Consider the following 24268-nt stretch of genomic DNA (forward strand, 5'->3'; position numbering starts at 1 on the left):
TAGCCAATAACTTTAAAGTAGATAAATACAATAATTGTGGAAACTGATTCGTAAAAATAAATTGTGTTATACGGATAAATCTTAATTCAGACATTACCTTCCTCAAAAAGAAACGCAAGTAATAAAAATAAACCTTAAGAGCCGAAAAAAGATTCATTAACAGAATCTAAATTTCGAAAGCATAATTATCAAAAAAGAGATATTCAGGGATTATATAAAAGTCATATATAATGTCATTAGTTTAAGGAACGTGGCATTATATTGTCGAGTCTATTCATTTATGACATAGAGTCTATTCATTTATGACATAGAGTCTATTCATTTATGACATATTATTTGCAAGGACATATTATTTGCAAGAGATGATATCTTCTGGTTAAAAATCATGATTTGCCTTTAAAACTGACAGGTGAGCTGGTGAGCATCAACATAAACAGATACAAATGTGGATACTGTGGTGCCTGTGTGGGAGTCTGCCCTAAGGGAGCACTTGAACTTGTGGAGACCTGGATTGAAGTAGATGAAAGTATGTGCATACAATGCGGGATATGTGATCGCATCTGCCCTGTGGGAGCAATTGAGGTAATGAAATGAAAGATATGTATGATGTTCTGGTTATAGGAGCCGGGCCTGGGGGTTCCATTGCTGCAAAAACAGCAGCCGAAAAAGGGCTTGATGTGCTTTTAATCGAAAAGCGCCAGGAAATAGGGGACCCTGTACGCTGCGCCGAAGGTGTGAATAAAGAATACCTTAAAAAACATGTTGAAATTGACAACAGCTGGATTTGTGCTGACCTCAAAGGTTCCCGTATTTTCTCCCCTAACGGCACGAAGATAGAAATGGCACAGGAAATCTCCGGTGGAGAGGTTGGGTATGTCCTTGAAAGAAAAATATTTGACCGCGCTCTCGCTGAACATGCTGCAAAAGCTGGAGCAGAGGTAAGGGTAAAGACAAGGGCAACCGGTCTGATCATTGAAGATGACTTCGTGAAGGGAGCAAGGCTCATGCACCTGGGAAAAGAGTATGAGGTACGGGCGAAAATAATTATAGGTGCAGATGGGATCGAGTCCAAAGTAGGCAGATGGGCGGGGATCGACACAGCCCTGAAACCTGTAGATATCGAGACCTGCGCACAGTACCTGATAACAGGTGCAGACATAGACCAGGAATACTGCGAATTTTATATAGGAAATGAGCTAGCTCCTGGAGGCTACATCTGGATCTTCCCGAAGGGAGAAGGCAAAGCCAACGTAGGAGTCGGACTTCTCGGGAGCAAGACCGGTAAATTCAAACCCAGGCCTGTCGATTACCTCAATAGATTTGTGAAGAAAAACTTCCCCAACGCCGGTATCGTAGAAATGGTATTCGGGGGAGTTCCGGTTTCGGGAAGCATTGAAAAAACCTCTACAAACGGATTAATGCTTGTTGGAGATGCTGCACGCCAGTCCGACCCAATAACAGGTGGCGGGATCCTGAATGCAATGGATGCAGGAAAGCTTGCCGGAGAGGCTGCTTACGAAGCCATATCCGCAGGGGACGTCTCCTTTGAAAAGCTCGAAGAAGTCTATGAAAAACGGTGGAGAGAAACCACAGGGCATGACATAGACATGAGCCTCATAGTTAAGAACTGTTTTATCAACCTCCAGGATGAAGACCTGGATGCCCTTGCCGGTTCCCTCAAGGAAGTCAAGTTTGAGAGAATGAGACTTTTTGACCTTCTGCAGGCACTCTTCAAAGCCAATAAAAAACTGCTCTGGGACCTTCGCATATTTTTCAAGGACGCAGCAAAAGAAGTAATTAAAAACAAAAATAATGCCTGAAAAACAGGCATCTTTCTTTTTATAGGAAGAAGTGTAAAACCCCGAAATCTTTAGCTTCGCGGGATATAAGCGTCAACTTACATATATTTTTCAATTATTGATTCTAATAAACTATTTTTCGTATCAAGTTAATTTAATAGTAGTATCAAGTTAATTTAATAGTAGATACTGTCACCACAATCCAAAATGCGAAAATCAAGCTGAGGGAGTTGGATAACAGGGTATCGTATCCCTGAAGGGATCGGGAACATTAAGCCGGAGAATATCGGATGTTCTGAGCATCTCAAGTAATCTCACGATCATATATTCCATTTCACCTGTGGTATGCGGGGTAGAACCTGTATGACTTGTCCTCAGTAGAGGGAAGGAGGACTCAGAAAGCCGCTAAATCTTTAGTTTAGGGTAGTTCACATATCAGTTTTTATTTTCAATTATCCTGATAAACAATATGTGGGTTGGCAGGCTTGAAGTATACACTGTACTGGTACTCTTTACAAGTGTTTTCTGGCACTTCTAAACTGGAGATACTCATAGGCTCAAAAATCCGCCCATTTACGGTTTATTTTTTCCAAAGACTACTTAAGCAAGCAGGGTAATCTATTTGCAAACAGTCTTTTCTTCGAGGGAATCTTATGAAAGCAGTGGTAATCGGCGCAGGTGAAGTTGGATATCATATCGCAAAGTTTCTTTCCCTCACACATGACGTGGTTGTTATTGAGAACAATGAGGATGCTCTGAGACGAGCAGATGAGCTGGATGTTCAGGTAGTGGAAGGTAACGGCGCAAATGCCGATGTTCTTGCAAATCTTCTTCCTGATGCGGATATTCTCGTTGCTGTTACCGGAGTCGATGAAGTTAATATCGTTGCCTGTATGACCGCCAAGCTGATCATAAGATCCCATTCTGGTTGGAGGGAAACAAAGACTATTGCCAGAGTTAGCAATCCCGACTACATAGATGTACCTGTTACCTCCAGAGCTCAGGTGGGTGTGGACGTTATGATCTGCCCAGAACTTGCGCTTGCCTCAGAGGTTGCCGAGGTGCTTTCAAACCCTTCTGCAATAGATGCGGAAATGTTTGCAGGAGGTAAAGTTCAGATGATGGAATTTGCCATCCGTCCTGACAACAGGTATGTAGGAAAGCATATGCAGGACCTCAAGCTTGAAGACTGCTGCATTGTCAGTGCTATTTTCCGGGAAAACGAAATAATCATTCCCCGTGGAGACGACGTAATTAAAACAAACGATCGTATGGTGATCATTGGCAAGCCCAGAGCCATGGAAAATCTGGAAAGCGTTTTCGGGAACGAAGGACCTCATCGAAACAGAATTCTCCTTATTGGTTGCGGAATTGTGGGTTTTTACCTTGCCAAAATTATCGATAAGGATGAGAACACAGACCTCAAGATTATTGAATATAGGAAAAGCCGCTGCATAGAAGTGGCCGAGATGCTGGAAAATGCCCTTATTCTCAACGGGGACGGGACTGATGTCAGCCTCCTCAGAGAAGAAAATATTGAGGATATGGATGTTGTTATTGCAGTTACGGACAGCGACGAAAAGAACCTTCTTTGTGCCCTGCTCGCAAAGCAAATGGGTGCCAGAAAAGTGATTGCAAGAGCTGACCGTTCGGACTATGTGCCTCTTTTTGAAATGGTGGGAATCGATATTGCAGTAAGCCCGAGAGCAGCAACCGTAAACGAAGTCCTCAAACTTACCATGGGCAAAGGCATACAAACGCTCACGACTATCGAAGGTGAAAAAGCCGAAATCATAGAATATACGGCATCAGGGCAATCAAAAATTATAGGAAAACCGCTCAATAAGGTAAAGTTTCCAAAAGGTGCAATTATCACCATGGTGGTTCACAATGATGAGGTCATTGTCCCCAGAGGGGAGTTTATCATCCGAGATGAGGACAAAGTCATAGTCTTTGCTCTTTCTTCCGCAGTCCCGCATGTTGAGAAATTGTTCAGGTAAGCAATAAATATGAATACATTAAAAGTATCATAAGCTGTAAAAACAGAGGATCAGCATGAATTTTAAGATTGTTTTTTATGTGCTTGGCGGTTTACTCAGGCTTCTCGGGATACTCATGGTTGTTCCTCTCGGAGTCGCATACTATTACGGGGAAAGCCTTACACCTTTTCTTGTTTCTATAGTAATAACAGTCCTTACTGGCTTAATCCTGCTTTCCTACAAAACCGATGAAGACTGGATGCGTAAAGAAGGCTTTGCGATCGTCGCTCTGGGCTGGCTTGCTGCTGCTGTTTTCGGGGCAATTCCTTTTATGTTGAATGGAATTTCTCCTCTCAATTCCCTTTTTGAATCCATGTCGGCCTTTACCACCACAGGTTCGACAATTCTTACTGATATTGAAAGCCATCCTAAAGGCATTCTCTTCTGGCGGTGTATGATGCAGTGGCTGGGCGGTATGGGCATTATTGTGCTCTTCATTGCGATCCTGCCAAAACTCGGAGTTGCCGGTCGACAGCTTTTCCGGGCTGAAGCCCCGGGTCCAACTGAAGATAAGCTAAAACCAAGAATAAGGGAAACTGCAAAGATCCTGTGGATGGTCTACTTTGTAATATCATTCGTGCAGGTTGTCGCTCTCCTGCTTGCAGGTCTTTCACTATACGATGCAGTTACTCATACTTTTACCACAATGGCTTGTGGAGGTTTCTCGCCTTATGGGGCGAGCATTGAAACTTTTCACAGTCCTCTGGTCGAATTCATAATAACTTTCTTCATGTTCGTTGCAGGCGCAAATTTTGCCCTCCATTATAGGGCGATTTATGTTGACAAGGACTTCCTTCTAAAAGACGATGAATTCCGCTTCTATACAGCCCTCACCCTTGCAGCAACTGGACTTCTTACCCTCTTGCTCTACCGTGATCTTGGTACAGGTATTTTTGACTCTTTCAGGCTTTCGATCTTTCAGGTAGTTTCCATCATGACAACGACGGGGTTTGCCACAACGAACTTTGACCTCTGGTCCGACTCGGGAAAGATGGTTCTTCTTCTCGTTATGTTTATTGGTGGCTGTGCCGGTTCTACAGGCGGTGGCATAAAAGTTGTGCGCATCCTTATGCTTCTCAGGCACGGGAGAGTAGAACTTTTTAAGTCTCTTCATCCGAGAGCCATAAGAAGTGTAAAATTCAACAATAAAACCGTGTCTGATGAGGTCATAAACTCTATTTTCTCCTTTGTAGTGATCTATCTCCTTATTTTTATCTCAAGCGCCCTTATCCTCTCGGTCCTGGGTATGGATATCATAACTTCAATTACTGCCTCCATAGCCACTCTCGGGAATATAGGTCCGGGCCTGAATGTGGTAGGCCCGATGGGTACTTTTGACCCGATCCCTCCTCTTGGAAAATTAATCCTGATTGCGAATATGTGGATTGGCAGGCTTGAAGTCTACACCGTCATCGTGCTCTTTACACCGGAGTTCTGGAACAAGTAATTTTTTAGTAACATCTTTTCAACTTTAAACAAAACATGGGTGATGTCTGATTGACTGGTTGATCTATTTCAGAAACGTCCATGGGCTGAGAGAACAATAAAACGTCGACCTGCCTAAGGTAAGATACTGGTAGGATTCATTGACAAATGTCAGGGAAAGTGCCAGAGCGACCAGAGTATACCGAAAATAACCGATGCTATAAGGAGGTGTACCGGCTCTGCAGACTGTCAAAGGCATACCCTCTCCATCCAAGCTCCTCAAAACCTGCAGCAAGAAAAAGAAGAAGTAAAGCAGGGACAAATCCAGATGAAAAAGAGAAACTTTCGGCAAATTGAAACTGTGAAATCGATCCTCCAAATGGAAAAGAAAGATAAATGTCAGAACAGAGATCGGGATTATCAATAAAAATGCCGACAGCACTTTTGGCTGTATTAGTCTGGGATTGATAAGCCTGTTAACAAAATCTTTTTTTAAATCCGAATTTTTAGATGTAAATACCATACAGTTGAGATCAGAAAAGGTACCATCAGCTCGGGCAGCATAAGTAATATATGCAGTCCGCTTTCATTATCCTGAAAACTTACATACACTCCGGCAAATCAGAGAACATAGGTTACGATAAAAGTCACAACAAAATAGATGCCGGGTTTGTACCTGTAGTTAGGAATCATTTCGGGTTTGTACCTGTAGTTAGGAATCATTTGCTCCTCCAAACTTTAACTGCTGTAGCTCAAATAAATACAATCATTAATCACAACAAAAGCAAGTATGGACTGCAAAAAATCATCAGGTACTGATTTGTTATTAAAAACAGCTTTATTATTCATGGAAAAACTCCTCATTCCGCAAAACTCATCTGAAGAATTTTTCCACTTCAGAAACCGCAGAAGTCATCGAGAAAATAACTACACGGTCTCCGTTGTTGATGACGAAATTCCCCCTTGGAATTACAGTCTCTTTTCCGCGCACTACCATGTTAATAAGAGCTCCTTTGGGGAACTTTACTTTGTTTAATGGCTTGCCGACAATCTTGGACTTCTCGGAAGCCGTATATTCTATGATTTCGGCTTTTTCACCTTCGATAGTCGTGAGCGTTTGTATGCCTTTGCCCATAGTAAGTTTGAGGACTTCATTTACTGTTGCTTCTCTGGGGCTTACGGCCATGTCTATCCCGACCATCTCAAAAAGAGGCAGGTAATCCGAGCGGTCAGCCCTTGCAATTACCTTCTTTGCCCCGAGCTGCTTTGCAAGCAGGGCACAGAGAAGGTTCTTTTCGTCACTGTTCGTAACTGTAACAACAACATCCATATCCTCAATATTCTCTTCCCTGAGAAGACTGACGTCAGTCCCGTCCCCATTGAGCACAAGGGCGTTTTCCAGCATCTCGGCCACTTCTATGCAGCGGCTCTTCCTGCGCTCTATAATCCTCAGGTCCGCGTTATCTTCTCTGTCGATCAGTTTTGCCAGATAGATGCCTACAATTCCGCAACCAATAAGAAGAATTCTGGTTCTGTGGGGCGCCTGGCTTCCGAAAACGCTTTCCAGGTTTTCCATAGCTCCTGGCTTGCCCACAACTACCATATGGTCATTTGCCTTGATTAAATCGTCTCCATGAGGAATTATTATTTCTTTTTCGCGGAAAACAGCACTGACGATGCAGCAGCCAGCAAGCCGAAGGTCCTGCACATGCTTTCCCACAAGTCTGCTTTCCGGGTTTATTGCAAACTCAGTCATCTTTACTTTTCCTTCGGCAAACATTTCCGCATCTATTGCAGAAGGGCTTGAGAGCACCTCGGCAACCTCTGAGGCGAGCGCAAGTTCTGGGCAGATCATAAGGTCAACGCCAACCTGAGCTCTTGACGTAACTGGCGAATCTATGTAATCGGGATTACTAACCCTTGCTATGGTCTTTGTATCCTTCCAGCCGGGTTTGTTCTTTGTAATCAGCTTGGTGGTCATGCAGGCAACGATGTTGACCTCGTCAACGCCCGTAACGGCCACGAGAAGGTCAGTATTCTGCAAGACTTTTGAAAGAATGTCAGCGTTTGCGCCGTTTCCTTCAATCACGAGCACATCAAGTTCATCTGCTCTTCTTGCTGCTTCCTCGTCTTTCTCTATAATTACTACATCATTTTTAGGAGAGAGGGCTTTTGCAATATGATAACCTACTTCTCCTGCACCAATAATTACAGCCTTCATAGGACACCTTCAAAAAAACTGTTTTTAATGAATCTACTACTGCAGGAATTATTGAACCGCTGAAAGTAGTCAAAGTGAAAGTAATCAAATTAATCAAAGCTAAAATAAACATAAAATAGATACTAGTGTATCGATTCCAGATTACATCCATAAACCTAAACTTCAAAATCTATCTCGTGACCAACAAATCCCTCACCAAATAATGGATTTATTTGGGAATCGATGCACTAGGCATAATGTTGAAGTGTAACATGCTGCCCGATACATGATCATTTGTAGCAAAGTTAATCAGCGTGTTGACCATCTCTGGATATTAAACGTTTTGCAAACCAGAATTTCTCAAACCTATGTTTTTGTGAATTAGTTGTGAATTAGATAAGATTCCTAGCCATAGAATTAAACAGGTATATATAAATGTTTTCAAGCTTCCGGTATAGAAAATTAAAAAGGAAAAGAAAAATAGAAGTAACTATTCAGCCACTGATAAAAAAGTATGTTTTTTCAGCAAAATGCTGAAATTCTCAGAATAATAGCGGCGCTCCTTTGAGCGCCGCGAGAATACCGTCTATAACAGGTAAATCGTTCTTTTTAATGGTTGAGATATAAGCTCTAATTCTGCAGAAAGCTTCCGCTCCTTGTATAGTTCTGAAAGTTCCTGATATTTTCTGCTGTAATTTCATCATCCTTATGTCTCTTTCTGCTTGGTTATTCTCAAACGGAACTCTCAAGTCATTGAGGAATCTCAGGATCTGTTTTTTGTTTTCTATAAACCTGTCAAGTAGGTTCCTTGCTTTTGTTTTTGGATTTTTACCACGTTTTCCTTGTTTTTCAGGGTTTAGAGAAGGTGGATTTTCTTCAATCCCTTTCATGACTACAGCATCGAACCTTTCTTCTAACACTTTAATTTGCTCAAAGTCCAGATCTTTGACCTGCTCTTTACACTCATCAGTATACTTTTTCATTTCTGTTAACAGTTCATTCATCTCTTTAGCCCATTGCTGTTTATAGTTCTCCTCAATTCCAGTAAGTTCTCTCTGGAGATGAGCATTGCAAAGAGCATGATCACATTCATAACTGTTATAGGGTTTCCATCCGTCATGAACTGCTATTCCTTTAAACTCTGGAAGAATTCCCATGGCATTAATTGCTTCTGATCCTCTTTTTGAGTGAGCAAAATAACAGGTGTATTTGTCATTAGAAGCTACATGAAGCCAATGCCTTTTTCCTTCAATTTTCATCCCAGTTTCATCACAATGGATTACAGGAGAAGTTATTAACCTCTCCTGACTCACATTTTCAAACTCCTCTAAATTCCGGAAGCATTCTTTTTCTGCTCTGATTATCGTAGCAGAACAGATTTTTATCCCCATAACGTCATCAAAAAACTCTAAAATCCTTTTGTAGGGAATAAACTGGTAGTTTTTACAGTAAATTGCTGAAGCTAAAATATTAGGACCATACTGGACGGGATATTTCACAGATTCTGGAAAAGAAGCTTTATTTGATTTTCCACAGTGAGTACAGGTCTTAATCTGACTTCGATGTTCCGTAACAATTAGATTTACAGGAGGAATATCAAAAATTTGTCTTCTCTCATAAGCTTCAACTTCAACATCCTCAAGAGTATGTCCACATTCTTTGCAGCAGGTCAAAGAATGTTCAATTACCTAATCAGGATCATTAACCATATCAAGAGTTGTGCCTGGATGACCTTCTTGACCTCCAGGTTTCTTCCCACTCTTTTTCCGGAGACTCTTGGGATTAGGTTTTTCTTTGACTAAAAAGTCAGTAGAAGGAGGTTTACTGCTGTTTCTGCTATTTTGATTTAAGCGAGATTCTAAAATCCTTACACGTTTTTCTAGTTCAGCAATTCGAATAGCTTGTTCTTCTATGATAGTTTCAAGTCTCTGGATTACAGAAATTACAGCTTCAGGACCAGCTTCATAGATAACGAGGATCTCTTCACGTGTAAGCATAATAACGAAACAAAATAGGATTCAATTTATATGCAATTTTTCCTCGAAAAGAGGAAAAATTGTAGCCTTTCAAAGGCTACCTGAATTGTTACAAATAGAAATTTAAAAAGGAAAAGAAAAATAGAAAATTGAGCCCGAAACTTAATATTCAACCCTCTAATACATCTTTTACCTTTTCAAAAATTCCCTTGCTTTTTTTGTGCTTCTCAGATTTACTCGTTTCCTCCCCATCGGACTTCTTTCCATTGCTCAGGTATTCGAACTGGCGGAGAAGTTCTTCCTGTTCATGAGTAAGCTTTGTGGGAGTCTTGATTATTACTCTTACGAGCTGATCCCCTTTGCCGTGCCCATGCAGGTGCTGTATGCCTTTGTCCTTGAGCCTGAAGACGGAATGGGTCTGAGTCCCAGCCGGGATGTTCATTTTGACCTTGCCGTAGAGGGTATCAACCATAATGTCTGCCCCAAGTGCAGCTTGGGTGAATGGTATTGACAGTTCGGAGATTACATCGTAATCGACCCGCTTGAAATACCTGTGTTCCATCACATGGATGATAATATAAAGGTCTCCGGGAGACGCTCCTGGTTCTCCTGCATCTCCTTCTCCGCTGAGCCTGAGGCTCATGCCTGAGTCTGCTCCTGCGGGTACGTTGACTGTTATTGTTCTCCTGTTCCGGATTCTGCCTGCCCCGCCACAGGTTGGGCATGGGGACTCAATTATTTGGCCTCTGCCGTGACAGGTACTGCAGGTGGTGGTGCTCACGAATTGCATCCCTAAAGTTGAACGGGTGGTACGGACCTGCCCTGTGCCGCCGCAGGCAGGACAACGTTTTGGGCTTGTACCCACTTTTGCTCCTGTGCCTGAGCAGGTAGAACACCTTTCTGTCCGTGGAATATCAATGTCTTTACGGACTCCAAAAGCAGCTTCTTCAAAGGTTATATAGAGGTCGTACTGGAGGTCTGAACCTCTCCTCGGCCCCATAGGACCACCTCTTCGGCCACCTCCGAAAAACATTTCAAAAATGTCTCCAAACCCACTGAAATCTGCTCCCCGGAAGATGTCCTCTGCACTATACTGCCCATCAATTCCGGCATGCCCGAAACGGTCGTATTGAGCCCGTTTTTCAGTGTCTGAAAGAATAGCGTAAGCCTCGGATATCTCCTTGAACTTTTCCTCAGCCCCTGCTTCTTTGTTCCTGTCAGGATGGTATTGCAGTGCAAGCTTTCGATACGTCTTCTTTATATCTTCGACTGAGGCGTCTTTAGATACTCCGAGAATTTCGTAATAATCACGTGTTGTAGCCATCAGGATTCCCTGTTATTTTAAAAAAGGATATAAATCCGGAACCTGTAGACAGGTTACCGGTCATGCCTGCAAATTATCAGGCGCTTGTTGTTAGATGTTAATTCTTCTTTAATTACTTACTCTTTTCGTCGTCAACTACCTCGTAATCTGCATCAACGACTGTTTCATCAGGGTCTTTGGCATCCGTACTTCCTTCTTCGCCTGCAGCCTGCTGTGCTGCCTCCTGGGCTTTCTGATACATGGCTGTCGATACCGGATATACGGCTTCCTGAAGAGCCTCTGACTTTGCCTTGACATCTTCAATGTCCTTGCCTTCCAGGGCTTTCTTCAGGTCTTCGATTGCAGCAGTGATCTTTGACTTCTGGTCTTCGGTTGCTACATCTTCGGCTTCCTTGAGAGTCTTTTCTGAGGCATTGATTAGGGCTTCTGCGTTATTTCTGGTCTCGACTTCTTCCTTGCGCTTCTTGTCCTCTTCGGCATGCAGTTCAGCATCCTTGACCATGCGCTCGATTTCTGCATCAGAAAGTCCGCCGGGTTTCTGGATGGAAATGGACTGTTTCTTGCCTGTGCCCAGGTCCTTTGCACTCACGTGCAGGATCCCGTTTGCATCAATATCAAAGGTAACCTCGATCTGCGGGATACCTCTCGGAGCAGGGGGTATACCATCAAGGGTGAATCTGCCAAGGGTCTTGTTTTCAGAAGCTATCCCTCGTTCTCCCTGCAGAACATGAATTTCGACTGAGGGCTGATTGTCAGCAGCAGTTGAGAAGATCTGACTCTTTTTAGTAGGAATGGTGGTGTTCCTCTGGATGAGTGGAGTTGCAATGCCTCCGAGGGTCTCGATACCCAGAGTAAGGGGATTGACGTCGAGTAGAAGGACATCTTTTACTTCTCCACCCAGGACTCCTGCCTGAATGGCTGCACCGATTGCAACTGCTTCATCAGGGTTGATGTTCTTGTAGGGTTTCTTGCCTGTGAAATTCTCCACAAGTTCAACCACGGCAGGCATCCTTGTTGCGCCTCCAACAAGGATCACTTTATCAAGGTCATTTGGGGTAATTTTTGAGTCACTGAGTGCGCGGCGCATGGATACAAGGGTCTTTTCCAGAAGGTCCTCAGTCATTTTCTGGAACTGGGCTCTGGTCAGGTCAACATCCATGTGTTTTGGTTCCCCATCAGAACCGACTGTGAGGAAGGGAAGGTTAATGTTGGTGCTGGCAACACCTGAAAGTTCGATCTTGGCTTTTTCAGCAGCATCTTTAAGGCGCTGGAGTACAGCCTTGTCTTTGGAAAGGTCGATTCCTTCGATTTTCCTAAATTCTGCGAGCAGGTACTCGATAATGCGCTGGTCGAAGTCGTCGCCTCCAAGGTGAGTGTCTCCACTTGTGGATTTTACCTCAAAGACTCCACCTCCGAGTTCCAGAACGGATACATCAAAGGTTCCGCCTCCAAGGTCGTAGACAAGGATCTTCTGGTCTACATCTCCTTTGTCAAGCCCGTAAGCCAGGGACGCAGCTGTGGGCTCGTTTATAATTCTCAGGACTTCAAGCCCTGCAATTGAACCTGCATCTTTTGTAGCCTGCCTCTGTGAATCGTTGAAATAAGCAGGAACTGTAATAACAGCCTGTGTTATTGTCTCTCCGAGATAAGCCTCTGCATCGTTTTTGAGCTTCTGGAGAATCATCGCAGAAATTTCCTGCGGGGTATATGCTTTTCCGTGAAGTGTAACTTTGTAGTTTGGTTCTCCCATGTGTCTTTTAATGGAATAAACGGTGTTTTCCGGGTTTGATATAGCCTGCCGTTTTGCGACCTGACCCACAAGTTTCTCCCCTTTCTTGGAAAATCCAACAACTGAAGGAGTTGTTCTGTTGCCTTCGGCATTTGGGATCACGACAGCTTCCCCGCCTTCCATCACTGCCACACATGAGTTAGTAGTACCAAGGTCTATTCCCAGTATTTTTGCCATATTATATCCTCATAGTAAATTGTCTATTAAATTATTTAGTTAGGCTACCTGGCCAGAGAGTTTATTGAATTTAATATTGAATTGAACGTAAGTTCAGTTTAAGCATACGTCCGGTTTTGAATTAATCAGTTTTATTTTTCCGTCTCTTCAGGGTTTTTTGCGACTGAAACCATAGCAGGTCTGACAACCTTATCCCTCAGTGCATATCCTGATTTGTAAACCTCGACTATGGTATTGTCCGGAACTTCGGAGGTTTCTATGTGTTGGACAGCTTCATGCCTGTGAGGGTCAAATTCACCTGCTTTTTCGCATTTTACCCTTTCAAGCCCGTGCTTTTCCAGGATCGAAAAAAACTGCTTTGAAAGCTGTTCGATTCCACTTACAATCGAGCCCATATCTTCTGCAGTCCGTGCAGATTTCAGGGCACGGTCAAAGTTATCTGTCACTTCAACAAAGTCCAGAAGCACCTGCTCAAGCACAGCTGTTCGGTTTTCTTCCATCTGACGGGCGGTCCGTTTTCTGAAGTTATCAAAATCAGCTGCAAGCCGGAAAAGCTGATCTTTGAGAAGTTCGTTTTCCTTCCTGCAGTCTGCTTCCGGACTCTTTTCAGCTTCGGAACTTACAGGTTCTTTTTCAGGATTTACTGTTGTATCATCGGCTTTTTCAGTCGAAGATCCAGAGTTCCGAGCTCCGGAATTTTCAGCCTGTTTCTGGCTATCTTCTTTTGAATGCATATTTTCCTTTTTAGTGGACTTCTTCATTTATCGATCCCCATAAAATTAGTGTAACGGTAGCGCTCGTCCTGATCTGTGATTGTTTGTAATTCTATAAATACTTTTCTGTTATACAGGCGGCATATCTTCCTGATAGAGCAAAAAAAAAGAAAAATCAGTAAAAGTGGTTCTGAAGTTTATAGGATAGTGCTTTGAGCATTATGACGCCTGCTATCATGCAAGCCGCGACTGCCGAAATTACCTGTTCCCACCCAAGCGTGGAAATTCCTCCTCCTAATGCAAACTGCACGCCTCCTACAAGGGATACAAACACGAAGGAAAGTCCAAAACCTGCAAGTGTTCCTCCTATAAGGGAACTCAGCGTGTTCAGACCCTGTCTTTCATAGAAGACCATGCCTCCGATAAACATCACGGCAAAGATCATGAGCACAAACGCAGACGGCAGGGGACTTGATTTTGTAGAAAATATATCAAATAGGCCGAGACCCATGTCAACCAGGAATATACCCATGAGAACCGCAATAGCGAGGGTTTTGACAAAAGGATTTTCAAATAAAGACTGAGAGGTTGGGTTTTTGCTGTTAATTTTACCAGCCACCATTAAGTATTATACAAATATTATCTTATTTACTTATATATTATTTACTTATATATTATTTGCATATATGTTATTTACATATATATTAACTACATATCACTTACTTTAAGTCTATAAACTATATAAATTATATAAATCTTTACTTACTTAAGCGGATTTGTGTCCTACTTTCCATTTTTCCTTCCGGGGAGGACAAAAAGTAATATAAAATGACCGGGTTTTTCTTTTCCGATGAAAATCCTGATTGCAGAATTCGCTGTCGGTACTGATATTGAACAGTCCCTTATCCCGGAAGGGGCAGCTATGCTAAAAACACTTGCAGAAAGTTTTGTCCGCGGAGGGCATGAGGTGTACTATCCGTCTGCAGGTACGGAAATAGGTGTAGGAACATCATTGAAATCCACAGCTGAAAGCTTCAAGCAGGTAGTTGAAAGAGATGCAAAGAAATGTGATGCAGGGCTGCTTATTGCCCCTGACGGGATGCTTCCCGAACTGAACCGGATCCTTGAAGAAAACACCGTAAACCTGGGGTGTTCACCGGAATCGGCAGCTTACTGTGCGGATAAAGTCCTGTGCACAAAAATCCTGAAGAACGCCGGAATCAATACCCCCGAGCTTGCGGAAAAAGCTGAAAAGGGCAAAAAGTATGTCATAAAACCAAGATTCGGATGCGGGGCAGAGGCAACATCTCTTGTTACGGAATTCCAAAAGACAGAAGATTTCATTGCAAGTGAGTACATCGCAAGTGAATATATTGAAGGAAAACATCTGAGTGTAAGCCTCATTGCAGGAAAAAAGCCGCTCATACTCACGGTAAACCGCCAGTTCATCGAGTTTGGAGAGAAAGAGGGCAGAGAAAGAGAAAATCCGGAGATAAATCGAGTTTCGGGCATAAAATACAACGGTAGCCTGACCCCTTATCGGACTTCCAGAGAAGATGAACTCTGTGAGACTGCAATCTCTGCAGTAAAATGTCTGGATTGTTTTGGATATGTGGGTGTGGACATCGTACTCTCTGAGCTTCCATATGTCGTGGATGTAAATCCAAGACCTACAGCCTCATTATTCGGGATTAGCAGGGTCATGAAGGAGGAAATAGGCGAACTTCTTCTTAAAAATAGGTTCGGAGAACTCCCGGATTCAGTGCGGATCGAGGGAGAATATCACTTTTCCAAGGATATGCTTGGTGAGCTTTTCGGAAAGAATTGAAAACAAAAAAAATGAGAATAATTACAAACCTGGGAAATTACAGACCTGGAAAAATACGGAAAGGAATCGAAATGTATTCAAAAATTATAGGGCTTGACATTGGAGGGGCAAACACAAAGCTTGCTTCCTCGGATGGGACTCTTGTGGAACTTCACTACCTTCCTCTCTGGAAAAACACAAGGCTTCCGGAAGTCTTAAAAGAGATTGCGCAAAGGTTTAACCCTGAAAGAGTTGCTGTTGTGATGACCGGAGAGCTTGCGGACTGTTTTAAAGATAAAGAACAGGGCATCCGGTTCATAAAAGAAACAGTTGATTCCGCTTTTGGCTCTGAAAGAGTTTCGTATATAAACAGCCAGGGAAGGTTCCAGAGTGAAGCTAATTCCCTGAGGGAGCTTGCTGCAGCGAACTGGGCAGCTTCCGCCAGGCTGATAGGAGAAGAAGCAGGAGACTGCATTTTTGTTGATGTTGGCAGTACCACAAGTGATATTATTCCGATCATATCAGGAGAGCACAGGGCAGGGCTTACAGACTTTGATCGCCTGCTCAGGAGTGAACTTGTATACGCAGGCACCCTGAGAACAAACCTTGCCGTACTTCTCGAAAAGGTAAAGCTTGAGAAAGGCATGTGCAGGACATCCTCAGAACTCTTTGCAACGACAGCAGATGCTTATCTTATACTCGGGAAAATTGAGGAAGATGCGTACACATGCGAGACTGCCGACGGAGCAGGTAGGAGCAAAACAGATGCCATGCGCAGAATTGCAAGGCTGGTCTGTGCAGACCTTTCAGAAGTAAGGGAAAGGGAAATATACGAGATCACAGAGCAGGTTAAAGAAAAACAGGTCTCTACCCTGGCTGAAGCGATCTCCGAAGTTGCGGAAAGAAATGGGCTTAAGAAGATCGCATCAGCGGGTCTGGGAGAATTTCTTATAAAGGAAGCGGCAGAAAAGCTCGGATTTGAATGCATTTCTGTTTCAGGGCGATGGGGAGAAGAGATCTCAAAGGTCTTTCCGGCATATGCGGCCGCCCGCTTACTGGACGCCGAAAAACCATTAATTGAGAAAAACCTAAACAAGTGAGATAACCCAATGAAAACCGTGAGGGTAGTTATCAAACTAGGGGGAAGCCTGCTCAGCGAAGCTCCAGAGCTTATTGACAGGCTTATAATAGAATTTGGCTCCGGAACTTCGGGGGCTGTTTCTGAGAAACAGGCTTCCGAAAAAAGTCTTTATTCCATTCTCATTGTTCCCGGAGGAGGGATATTTACAGATGCCATAAGGAGAGCTGATGAGAGGTTCGGACTTGGAGACGACGCAGCTCACTGGATGGCTGTGCTTGGTATGGAGCAGTATGCCTGCTATCTGCAGGACAAAAGCCGGGCCCAGGTTGTGGATTCAATCACAGAACTGCCTTTGGGTGTTTCGATTCTTTTTCCCTACAGACTGCTGAAGGCAGAAGACCCTCTGCCCCACTCCTGGGACGTAACTTCGGACACAATCGCTGCCTGGGTTGCAAAGCAGGTGGGAGCCCTGTTCATTAAGGCTACGGATGTTGACGGGATTTTCAGGGAAGGAAAACTTCTCAGGGAAATTTTTGCCTCTGATTTTTCAGAAAATTTTGAAAGCTGCGTAGACCCTTTCCTGCCCGGATTCCTTCAGATAAACAGAATGGAGTGCAGAATTATAAATGGAAAATTTCCGGAAAGAGTTATTCCGGCGGTGTACGGGAAGCCTGTGCCCTGTACGACGGTAAAGGGGAATATTTAAATTGTATATCGTATATGACTAGGGAGAGAAGCAAACCGTGTCCAAAAAGCATCATTACATTCAGTTCATCAGGCTTGTTGATGTTAACACAGGTGCCGAAAAAGCAGGATACTGAAGCTTAAGGAAGGTGCCTGATTTACCGGTTAATTCATTGCAGTTCACTATATAAAATAATTCAGGAGAATAAAAATGTCATCACAGAAAGTTGAATACTGTACCTCATGCGGGATCCGTCTTGTGGAGAAAGGCTATGTGAAGTTTCCCTGCCCCCAGTGCGGAGCAGAGATTGGAAGATGTACAAGCTGCAGGCAGCAGGGTAACGTATACACCTGCCCGAAGTGTGGATTCAAAGCTCCGTGATTTTGGGCAGAGTGCCTGAAGATCCAGAAGAGCATTGTGAAAGCAACTTAAAATTGGTTAATAGAATCATATAAATTACAAGAGGAATTTAAATGGGCGATGTTGCAGCAAAAATTAAAATTATGCCAGAAGGCGTTGAAACCGACCTTGTAGAATTGAAAGAGAAAATAAAAGCCGTAATTCCTGCAGGGGCAAACCTTCACGGAGATATTGTTGAGGAACCTATTGCTTTTGGCTTGAAGGCTCTGATTGTAACATTAATTGTTAACGATGAAGAAGGAGGAACTGAACCAGCGGAAGAAGCCTTCGCAAAAGTTTCCGGCGTCGAGACTGTTCAGGTTCAGGAAGCCTACCGCATCTGAGAAGGAAAAAAGGACCGGACAATGTGTTCGGAATACTTTTTTTCACAATTCTCTTTTTCGTAAAAGGGCTCGTAGATCAGGGGAAGATCGTTACGTTCGCAACGTAAAGGCCGCGGGTTCAAATCCCGCCGAGTCCACTTAAATACTTTTAATTCTAAGGTGGGAAGTCCCCTTCCTCGGAGCGTAAACGACAGGTGGGGGATGAAAGTCGTCAACTTCTACAAAACAACAGTAGCATAATTATTGATCCTTATAGTTACAACAATATAATGGTGACTATGCAGTATAAACTGGATCTTAGGAGCCATTCTGTGTATTCACTCCATTATCATTTCATTCGGTGTGTGAAATATAGAGAAAACATTCAGTGTGTGAAATATAGGAGAAAAGCTCTAACGAACCCTTTAGTTATTGATTTTCTAAAAACTAAAATCCATAACATAAGTGAAACATTCGATGTTGAAGTGCTGAATATAGAGTGTGACAAAGACCATTTTCACTATTATTTTCAGCAAAACCTTCGCTTGATATTCCAAAATATATCAACACCATAAAAACAATAACTTCAAGGGAGATTCGTAAAAACTTCCCTGAAGTAAAAACTATTATGGTGCTTTTTATCTTAACTTTCAGCCAGGTGTTGTAATCCTTTTTGTCACTAATAAAGAACGCAGTAATTGCCCCTGTCAAAAATACAGCCAAAAAGCATTACTCTTTTACAGCCTTAGTTTGACAGTATAAATTAAAGTTAGTGAGAAGCTTCGATTTTTTGTCAAAAATCAATTGACAGTATTCATAAATTTCATCAAATTGCCTCTGATTTTCCAGCTACACAATCACTATAAGGTAAATTAGTAGAGATTTTTGTCCTATTTTGGCACTTTTGGCACCTGACTTTTTGGATAGTATCTATATTTTATCTGAGATTCATGCTATCTGTCAAATTCTATACCAAAAATTTGATCAAAAATTATGAAAATAGCCATCAAGAGAAAGAGAATCATCTGTCAAATTGAATCGTAAAAAATGGGCAAAAATTTGTTGAAATAATATTACTTATTATTCCAACAGATATGAAAACAATCTTTCAACATAAAAATCAAACTGTCAAACTCAGGTTACAGAACGCATCGTATATCGGTGTAAATTCTCCATATTGCACGTTTTTTTGGCTAATTTAATACGTCCTCAATGAGAGATCTAATAGGCCTAAGTCCTCTCCAATTTTCCATCAAAGATTTAAATTTTGCTACAAGTCTTTTATATATTTTCTTTTCTTCTTCCGTATTTTTCTTCGAATCAAATATGTTCAGAGATAGCTTAACATATCGAAAATTCATAGGATAGCTTAGCATATCGAAAATTCAGAGGATAGCTTAGCATATAGAAAATTCATAGGATAGCTTAGCATATCGAAAATTCATAGGATAGCTTAGCATATCGAAAATTCATAGGATAGCTTAGCATATCGAAAATTCATAGGATAGCTTAGCATATCGAAAATTCATAGGATAGCTTAGCATATCGAAAATTCATAGGATAGCTTAGCATATAGAAAATTCATAGGATAGCTTAGCATATAGAAAAGTTTGTTATAATTGCAATTTATTCTTGGAAAAATAATCGGAACTATTTTGTATTTTGCTATCTCTATTACATAATTTTTTTGTATTTTGCTATCCCCATTACATAATTTTTTTGTATTTTGCTATTCCTAGTACATAATTTTCATGTGAAAAATAACCTTTATCGAAATAAAGTACATCTCTTGGTCTTATTTTCTTTCTTCTCTTTAGCTCTTGTAGAATCTGGGGATAAATCGTGTATTCACTAACATTTGCTTCATTAACGATGAAAGCTAAAGGTTTTAAGCTTGGATATTCCATGACAAGACTCAGTTTCATCCCTATGAAATAACCTCGATGTGTAGAGTGTCCCCACTTAAATTCTCGATCTTCTAATATCTTTTTGCTAATTTTTCTTTTGAACCAGTTAAGATCAAGATTGATATCTGTGCTATCGATTATGATATGGTTTTAACCTCTTTTACGCCGAGAACAAACATTGTTAAGCAATATACTAACGAAGTTGATAAACTGCTCTGGATCAAAGCTGCTCATGATACTGTATACTTCATTTTCAGAAGGTACTGACGTTATTCTCATAAATTTTCGTAATTTTTTCTTTTCTTCTAATTCTCTGACTATATAGGAAATTTAAAGGCAAAAATACATGCTCAAAATGACGATTTTCAGAACAGGTATTGATTTTTCAAGAGGTAAACTTTCATATTGTGAAAGAATTTGCCTGGTGGATCGTAAATCAAAAACGTTTAATATCTCTGAAAACAATTTCCATTTGTAATCTACGTTTATTGGGATAAGTGGAGGTTTCACAAACAAACACCAGAGGAGGATTATACGTCCTTTTCAATAAGTTTTACAGTTTTTAATGAGGTAAAATTGAATTTTAGATAAAAACAGAATGTATTTTTTCAATAGGGGAACTAAATTTACTGTTATTTGGGTGAATAAAACATTTATATCACTTATTGTTTCATAAGATTTTTTAGGTCCCTATATTGTTTTATCCCAAAATTATTTCGCTTTTTTAATTTCAAATGTTATTCTAATCTTTTTCCTTATTCAGGAAATCCTCTTATTTTTAAATAATTTAAGTTCTTTCATTAGAATATTTTTTTGTTGACAGAACACTCACAATGTCTTTTTCTATCTGCCCCCTGGCTACCCTTTTGGGTTGTTTTATACCCATCCCGACGTGCATCGTATTGGGTTTTTTCTTTTCTTCATGACTTATTACAATAATCATATCAGAGAGCCTGGATATCGCTACTATTAAAATAATATAGAAAAGTTAATATCAGTTAAACAATAATAACAAAGTTAATTCTGGTGGAAGTATAAACTTCTTTAAATTAACTTATTCAAATCGTCTCAGAGCCCTTCAAAAATTGTTATCGTAAGGCTTTGAGTTAAATGTGTCCAGGGGGATCTCTGATGAAAAAATTAAAAACCCTCATAAAAATACTTACTCTTACTCTCTTTTGTTTTTTGTTAAGTAGCCCTGCGGCTTTGGCAGCAAATATCGTAATTGACAAAGAAACTGGACAAGCTGGACCAGGTCTTTTTCATACACCTAATTATGCAAATGATGCAGCTTGCATTCAAGCAGCACTTGATAGTTCAAAAAGTGGGGATACAATAACTATCTGCGCAGGGGACTATTATATCACAAAAGGGATTTATCAAAAAAATAAAAATCTGAACATAATAGGCGAAGGAAATGTAACTCTTTACATTCAAACTCCTGAAAAAGAATATAACGAGCTTTATTTCTGTGGGTCATTAATCACAAGTGGAAAACTATCTGCTGACGCTAATAAGGATTCATTCCAGGTGGTTTTAACTGACGCTTCCCAGGTTCGCCAGAACGACTTGATTAAGATCTGGAAAAATGTTCAGTGGTGTCCTTTAGATTATCCTGACAATTATCCTGATCAAATGACAGGGGAAATATATGCTGTTAAAAGTGTAAATGGAAACATCGTCACTTTAAATCAACCACTTCTTAGAGATTATAGCCTGTCCGAAACCGTACAGTTCGAAGTATATAGACCTGTTGAAATCCATGTAAATAATATAAGGATGGAGGATACAGGTGCAGCAATGTCACATCATGGACTAGTTATGCAATACTGCAAGGATAGCTCTGTCACTAATTCCTGGTTCAATAATAGTGGATTTGGTGCTGTTTGTCTATATTCCTGTTTTAATGTTAATGTTAATAATAATGAGATTTACAATTCACTTCTTCCGGGAAGTGGATATGGTGTAAATGTAGCTAGCGGTACGGCTTTTGTCAATATTGAAAATAATCACATAGAGAATTGCAGGCATGCTATAACAGCCAATTCAGCTGAACGCAAATCTTTAAATCGAGACGTTTTTATCTCCAATAACACTCTGATTGGGGCAAAAATACGTGGTTCCTGGGTTATTGATGCTCATGCTCTAACTATTAATTTTGTCGTAACTGGAAATAAGATATACCCACAACTCCCATATTTTGTAGCATTTTCAGATGGTACACAACAATCTATTTTTTCTGACAATGAAGTTTTTGGCGGATATGGAGGAATATTTAAACGCGGCGCAGTAAGTGACGGAGTACACATTTGCGAAAATAACACGTTTAATGGTATTGCAGGTGAGATGTATAGGGGAGGAAATGGAATCGATGACACGCTTATAATTAGGAATAATTATCAAAACAGCGGAATATACGGAATTCATTTCCCATATCAGGGAAGTTTCAGGAATATAGTGATTACTGGGAACACTTTTAGCAATCTCTTGAATAAAGGAGTATATCAGCAGTTCCTTATAGACGGAGTAAATTTAAAAATCTCTGATAATACTTTTGAAAATATTAGAGAAGAAGGAATATATCTCGACGGAAATTCTTACACAAACAGCGAGGTCAAAATACAAAATAATAACTTAATAAATGTATATTCCTCCAGTCCAGGTTCAGAGATCACAATCAAAAACATCCAGGATGCTTCAGTTAGCGGAAACCAGATATTCGATGCCCAGGTATCCAAAGTTCCGGTTGCTGCTTTTTCTGCGTCTCCAATTTCCGGAAATGCACCCCTTGATGTGACTTTTACTGACAGCAGCACAGGTTCACCCACAGCATGGAACTGGAATTTCGGAGACGGGACAAGTTCAACAGAGAAAAGCCCAACTCATACCTATTCAACAGCAGGAAATTATACAGTGATACTTACAGCAAGTAATGCGGCAGGCAGCAATACCGTAACAGGGATTGTTCATGTAAAACCACCCGAAGATTCTGAGGAACCTGTAATTTCCGAAATAGAAGTATCTGACAACCGTCTACGTGAAAAGTCTCCTGATGTAGTCTATCAGAGTTCACCCTATATTGACGTCGGTGGGATGAACAGTGTCAGATACAGGGATATAATGTGGTTTGACCTGAGTAAATATACCAGCGACTTCCCAGTTGATAATGCGACTCTTTCTCTTTACTGGTATTATCCTGCAGAAAACTCAAGACCTGAAGATACTGTAATTGAGGTTTACAGGCCAGCTTCAGCCTGGAATTCAGATTACGTAAGCTGGAATAAAAAGGACAAAGATGTTTCATGGAAAAATCCCGGAGGAGACTGGTATGATAAAAATGGTGTTTCTCAGGGTAACACCCCATATGCTACAATAACTCTCAAAGGCAGTACCCTTCCTGACAATAATTACTACGAACTGGACGTAACCGAGCTCGTAAAAGAGTATATCAATGGCAAGTATGAAAACACGGGATTTCTGATAAAAGCCCGCACAGAGAGCAATAACTATATTGCATTTTATAGCAGTGACTGCGGAAACGAAGATCAAGAGCCAAAGCTTAGCATAACAAAGAAAGCATCTTCAGTGACTGTACCTGTAGTGACTGTAAATGCAACTGTTACTAGTGCAACGGATAATCGTCTACGTGAAAAGTCTCCTGATGTAGTTTACAAGGTTTCACCTTTTATTGATGCAGGTGGGATGAACAGTGTCAGATACAGGGATATAATGTGGTTAAACCTTAGCGAGTATACCGGTTCTGCCGAAGTTAGTAATGCGGCTCTTTCTCTCTACTGGTATTATCCTGCAGGAAAAACAAGACCTGAAGATACTGTGATTGAGGTTTACAGGCCTGCTTCAGCCTGGAATTCAGATTACGTAAGCTGGAATAAAAAGGACAAAGATGTTTCATGGAAAAATCCCGGAGGAGACTGGTATGATAAAAACGGTGTTTTGCAGGGTAACAGTCCTTATGCCATACTAACCTTTAAGGGAAGTGATATTCCTGACAACAAATATTACGAGCTTAATGTAACCGATCTGGTAAAAGAGTACACCAGTGGAAAGTATGAAAACACGGGATTTCTGATAAAAGCCCGCACAGAGAGCAATAACTATATTGCATTTTATAGCAGTGACTGCGGAAACGAAAATCAGGTGCCAAAACTTCAACTGGTATACAGTTAATGAATTAAAATTATTTTAAGAAGTACTCCGAAATGCTGGCTGCAAGAAATGTAAATTTTTCCAAGGCTTGCTTTTCGGAAAACCTCATTTACTTTTTTTATATACCTTCATACAAGTTCTGTGAACTACCCCTAAGCTAAAAACTTAGCGGCTTCCTGAGTCATCCTTCCCTCTACTGAGGACAAGTCATACAGGCTCTACCCCGCATACCACAGGTGAAATGGAATATATGGTCGTGAGATTACTTGAGATGCTTAGAGCTTCCGGTTTTTTCTGGTTTAATGTTCCCGACCCTTCAGGTATACGATACCCTGTTATCCAACTCCCTCAACTTGGTTTTCACATGCTTGGTTTTCACATGCTTGGTTTTCACATTTTGGGTTGTGGTGACAGTATCTACTATTAAATTAACTTGATACTACTATTAAATTAACTT

15 protein-coding genes, 1 tRNA gene and 5 pseudogenes are annotated in these 24268 nt (G+C 41.2%); 12 read left to right on the plus strand and 9 right to left on the minus strand.

Annotated features, from left to right (window positions below):
• Positions 1-390 precede the first annotated feature (390 nt).
• The 4 genes from MSWHS_RS16930 to MSWHS_RS16945 all read left to right on the plus strand — a co-directional run bounded on the left by MSWHS_RS16930 (position 391) and on the right by MSWHS_RS16945 (position 5285).
• The gene (locus tag MSWHS_RS16930; protein WP_255353701.1) at positions 391-594 is read left to right on the plus strand and encodes a 4Fe-4S binding protein; all 204 of its coding nucleotides are present in this window, start codon (positions 391-393) and stop codon (positions 592-594) included.
• Complete coding sequence (locus MSWHS_RS16935) at positions 591-1820, plus strand: digeranylgeranylglycerophospholipid reductase (RefSeq protein ID WP_048128234.1); 1230 nt, start codon at positions 591-593, stop codon at positions 1818-1820. The genes MSWHS_RS16930 and MSWHS_RS16935 overlap by 4 nt, the downstream gene beginning before the upstream one ends.
• Before the next feature lie 632 nt (positions 1821-2452).
• Positions 2453-3799, plus strand: coding sequence for a Trk system potassium transporter TrkA (gene trkA, locus MSWHS_RS16940; protein WP_048128231.1), 1347 nt, complete (start codon positions 2453-2455; stop codon positions 3797-3799).
• A 55-nt stretch (positions 3800-3854) separates the two neighbouring features.
• The gene (locus tag MSWHS_RS16945; protein WP_048128229.1) at positions 3855-5285 is read left to right on the plus strand and encodes a TrkH family potassium uptake protein; all 1431 of its coding nucleotides are present in this window, start codon (positions 3855-3857) and stop codon (positions 5283-5285) included.
• A gap of 96 nt (positions 5286-5381) precedes the next feature.
• Here MSWHS_RS16945 and MSWHS_RS19740 read toward each other — a convergent pair.
• From MSWHS_RS19740 to MSWHS_RS16990, 7 genes and pseudogenes are all read right to left on the minus strand, one after another.
• Positions 5382-5956, minus strand: a pseudogene (locus MSWHS_RS19740) (type II CAAX prenyl endopeptidase Rce1 family protein); the annotation flags it as partial.
• Positions 5957-6137: 181 nt separating this feature from the next.
• A complete protein-coding gene (gene trkA, locus MSWHS_RS16960) occupies positions 6138-7484 on the minus strand; it encodes a Trk system potassium transporter TrkA (protein WP_048128223.1) in 1347 nt (448 codons plus the stop codon).
• Between the two features lie 521 nt (positions 7485-8005).
• Positions 8006-9460 (minus strand): annotated as a pseudogene (gene tnpC, locus MSWHS_RS16965) (IS66 family transposase).
• A 148-nt stretch (positions 9461-9608) separates the two neighbouring features.
• Positions 9609-10763: a molecular chaperone DnaJ gene (dnaJ, locus tag MSWHS_RS16975; protein ID WP_048128221.1), complete on the minus strand. Its 1155-nt coding sequence runs from the start codon at positions 10761-10763 to the stop codon at positions 9609-9611.
• Positions 10764-10875: 112 nt separating this feature from the next.
• Positions 10876-12729, minus strand: a complete 1854-nt coding sequence (dnaK, locus tag MSWHS_RS16980) for a molecular chaperone DnaK (RefSeq protein ID WP_048128219.1) — start codon at positions 12727-12729, stop codon at positions 10876-10878.
• Between the two features lie 131 nt (positions 12730-12860).
• Positions 12861-13490 carry a nucleotide exchange factor GrpE gene (gene grpE / locus MSWHS_RS16985; protein WP_048128217.1) on the minus strand — a complete coding sequence of 210 codons (630 nt, stop codon included), beginning with the start codon at positions 13488-13490 and terminating at the stop codon, positions 12861-12863.
• A gap of 127 nt (positions 13491-13617) precedes the next feature.
• Complete coding sequence (locus tag MSWHS_RS16990) at positions 13618-14064, minus strand: hypothetical protein (RefSeq protein ID WP_048128214.1); 447 nt, start codon at positions 14062-14064, stop codon at positions 13618-13620.
• Positions 14065-14292: 228 nt separating this feature from the next.
• On the opposite strand from MSWHS_RS16990, the gene MSWHS_RS16995 reads away from it, so the two are divergent.
• From MSWHS_RS16995 to tnpA, 7 genes and pseudogenes are all read left to right on the plus strand, one after another.
• Positions 14293-15270, plus strand: a complete 978-nt coding sequence (locus tag MSWHS_RS16995; protein ID WP_048128212.1) for an ATP-grasp domain-containing protein — start codon at positions 14293-14295, stop codon at positions 15268-15270.
• A 71-nt stretch (positions 15271-15341) separates the two neighbouring features.
• The gene (locus MSWHS_RS17000) at positions 15342-16349 is read left to right on the plus strand and encodes a hydantoinase/oxoprolinase family protein (protein ID WP_048159684.1); all 1008 of its coding nucleotides are present in this window, start codon (positions 15342-15344) and stop codon (positions 16347-16349) included.
• Between the two features lie 9 nt (positions 16350-16358).
• Positions 16359-17036 carry an amino acid kinase gene (locus MSWHS_RS17005; protein WP_048159464.1) on the plus strand — a complete coding sequence of 226 codons (678 nt, stop codon included), beginning with the start codon at positions 16359-16361 and terminating at the stop codon, positions 17034-17036.
• A gap of 189 nt (positions 17037-17225) precedes the next feature.
• Positions 17226-17396, plus strand: a complete 171-nt coding sequence (locus MSWHS_RS17010; RefSeq protein ID WP_048128208.1) for a zinc finger domain-containing protein — start codon at positions 17226-17228, stop codon at positions 17394-17396.
• Positions 17397-17488: 92 nt separating this feature from the next.
• Positions 17489-17758, plus strand: a complete 270-nt coding sequence (locus MSWHS_RS17015) for an elongation factor 1-beta (protein ID WP_048128206.1) — start codon at positions 17489-17491, stop codon at positions 17756-17758.
• A 65-nt stretch (positions 17759-17823) separates the two neighbouring features.
• Positions 17824-17895: transfer RNA gene (locus MSWHS_RS17020), tRNA-Ala, on the plus strand.
• Positions 17896-18036: 141 nt separating this feature from the next.
• Positions 18037-18404: pseudogene (gene tnpA, locus MSWHS_RS19745) on the plus strand (IS200/IS605 family transposase).
• A gap of 473 nt (positions 18405-18877) precedes the next feature.
• On the opposite strand, the pseudogene MSWHS_RS17030 reads toward tnpA, so the two are convergent.
• A pseudogene (locus MSWHS_RS17030) lies at positions 18878-19122 on the minus strand (hypothetical protein); the annotation flags it as partial.
• Positions 19123-19289: 167 nt separating this feature from the next.
• Positions 19290-20154 (minus strand): annotated as a pseudogene (locus MSWHS_RS19750) (transposase); the annotation flags it as partial.
• A gap of 621 nt (positions 20155-20775) precedes the next feature.
• Here MSWHS_RS19750 and MSWHS_RS19755 point away from each other — a divergent pair.
• Positions 20776-23832: a disaggregatase related repeat-containing protein gene (locus tag MSWHS_RS19755; RefSeq protein ID WP_082088058.1), complete on the plus strand. Its 3057-nt coding sequence runs from the start codon at positions 20776-20778 to the stop codon at positions 23830-23832.
• Positions 23833-24268: the final 436 nt, after the last annotated feature.

Origin of the sequence: Methanosarcina sp. WWM596 (assembly GCF_000969965.1) — an archaeon.
Lineage (GTDB): Archaea > Halobacteriota > Methanosarcinia > Methanosarcinales > Methanosarcinaceae > Methanosarcina.

Coding starts and splice junctions, on each gene's coding strand:
- MSWHS_RS16935 (WP_048128234.1), top strand. CDS start 591: ATGAAAGATATGTATGATGTTCTGGTTATAGGAGCCGGGCCTGGGGGT.
- trkA (WP_048128231.1), top strand. CDS start 2,453: ATGAAAGCAGTGGTAATCGGCGCAGGTGAAGTTGGATATCATATCGCA.
- MSWHS_RS16945 (WP_048128229.1), top strand. CDS start 3,855: ATGAATTTTAAGATTGTTTTTTATGTGCTTGGCGGTTTACTCAGGCTT.
- trkA (WP_048128223.1), bottom strand. CDS start 7,484: ATGAAGGCTGTAATTATTGGTGCAGGAGAAGTAGGTTATCATATTGCA.
- dnaJ (WP_048128221.1), bottom strand. CDS start 10,763: ATGGCTACAACACGTGATTATTACGAAATTCTCGGAGTATCTAAAGAC.
- dnaK (WP_048128219.1), bottom strand. CDS start 12,729: ATGGCAAAAATACTGGGAATAGACCTTGGTACTACTAACTCATGTGTG.
- grpE (WP_048128217.1), bottom strand. CDS start 13,490: ATGAAGAAGTCCACTAAAAAGGAAAATATGCATTCAAAAGAAGATAGC.
- MSWHS_RS16990 (WP_048128214.1), bottom strand. CDS start 14,064: ATGGTGGCTGGTAAAATTAACAGCAAAAACCCAACCTCTCAGTCTTTA.
- MSWHS_RS16995 (WP_048128212.1), top strand. CDS start 14,293: ATGAAAATCCTGATTGCAGAATTCGCTGTCGGTACTGATATTGAACAG.
- MSWHS_RS17000 (WP_048159684.1), top strand. CDS start 15,342: ATGTATTCAAAAATTATAGGGCTTGACATTGGAGGGGCAAACACAAAG.
- MSWHS_RS17005 (WP_048159464.1), top strand. CDS start 16,359: ATGAAAACCGTGAGGGTAGTTATCAAACTAGGGGGAAGCCTGCTCAGC.
- MSWHS_RS17010 (WP_048128208.1), top strand. CDS start 17,226: ATGTCATCACAGAAAGTTGAATACTGTACCTCATGCGGGATCCGTCTT.
- MSWHS_RS17015 (WP_048128206.1), top strand. CDS start 17,489: ATGGGCGATGTTGCAGCAAAAATTAAAATTATGCCAGAAGGCGTTGAA.
- MSWHS_RS19755 (WP_082088058.1), top strand. CDS start 20,776: ATGAAAAAATTAAAAACCCTCATAAAAATACTTACTCTTACTCTCTTT.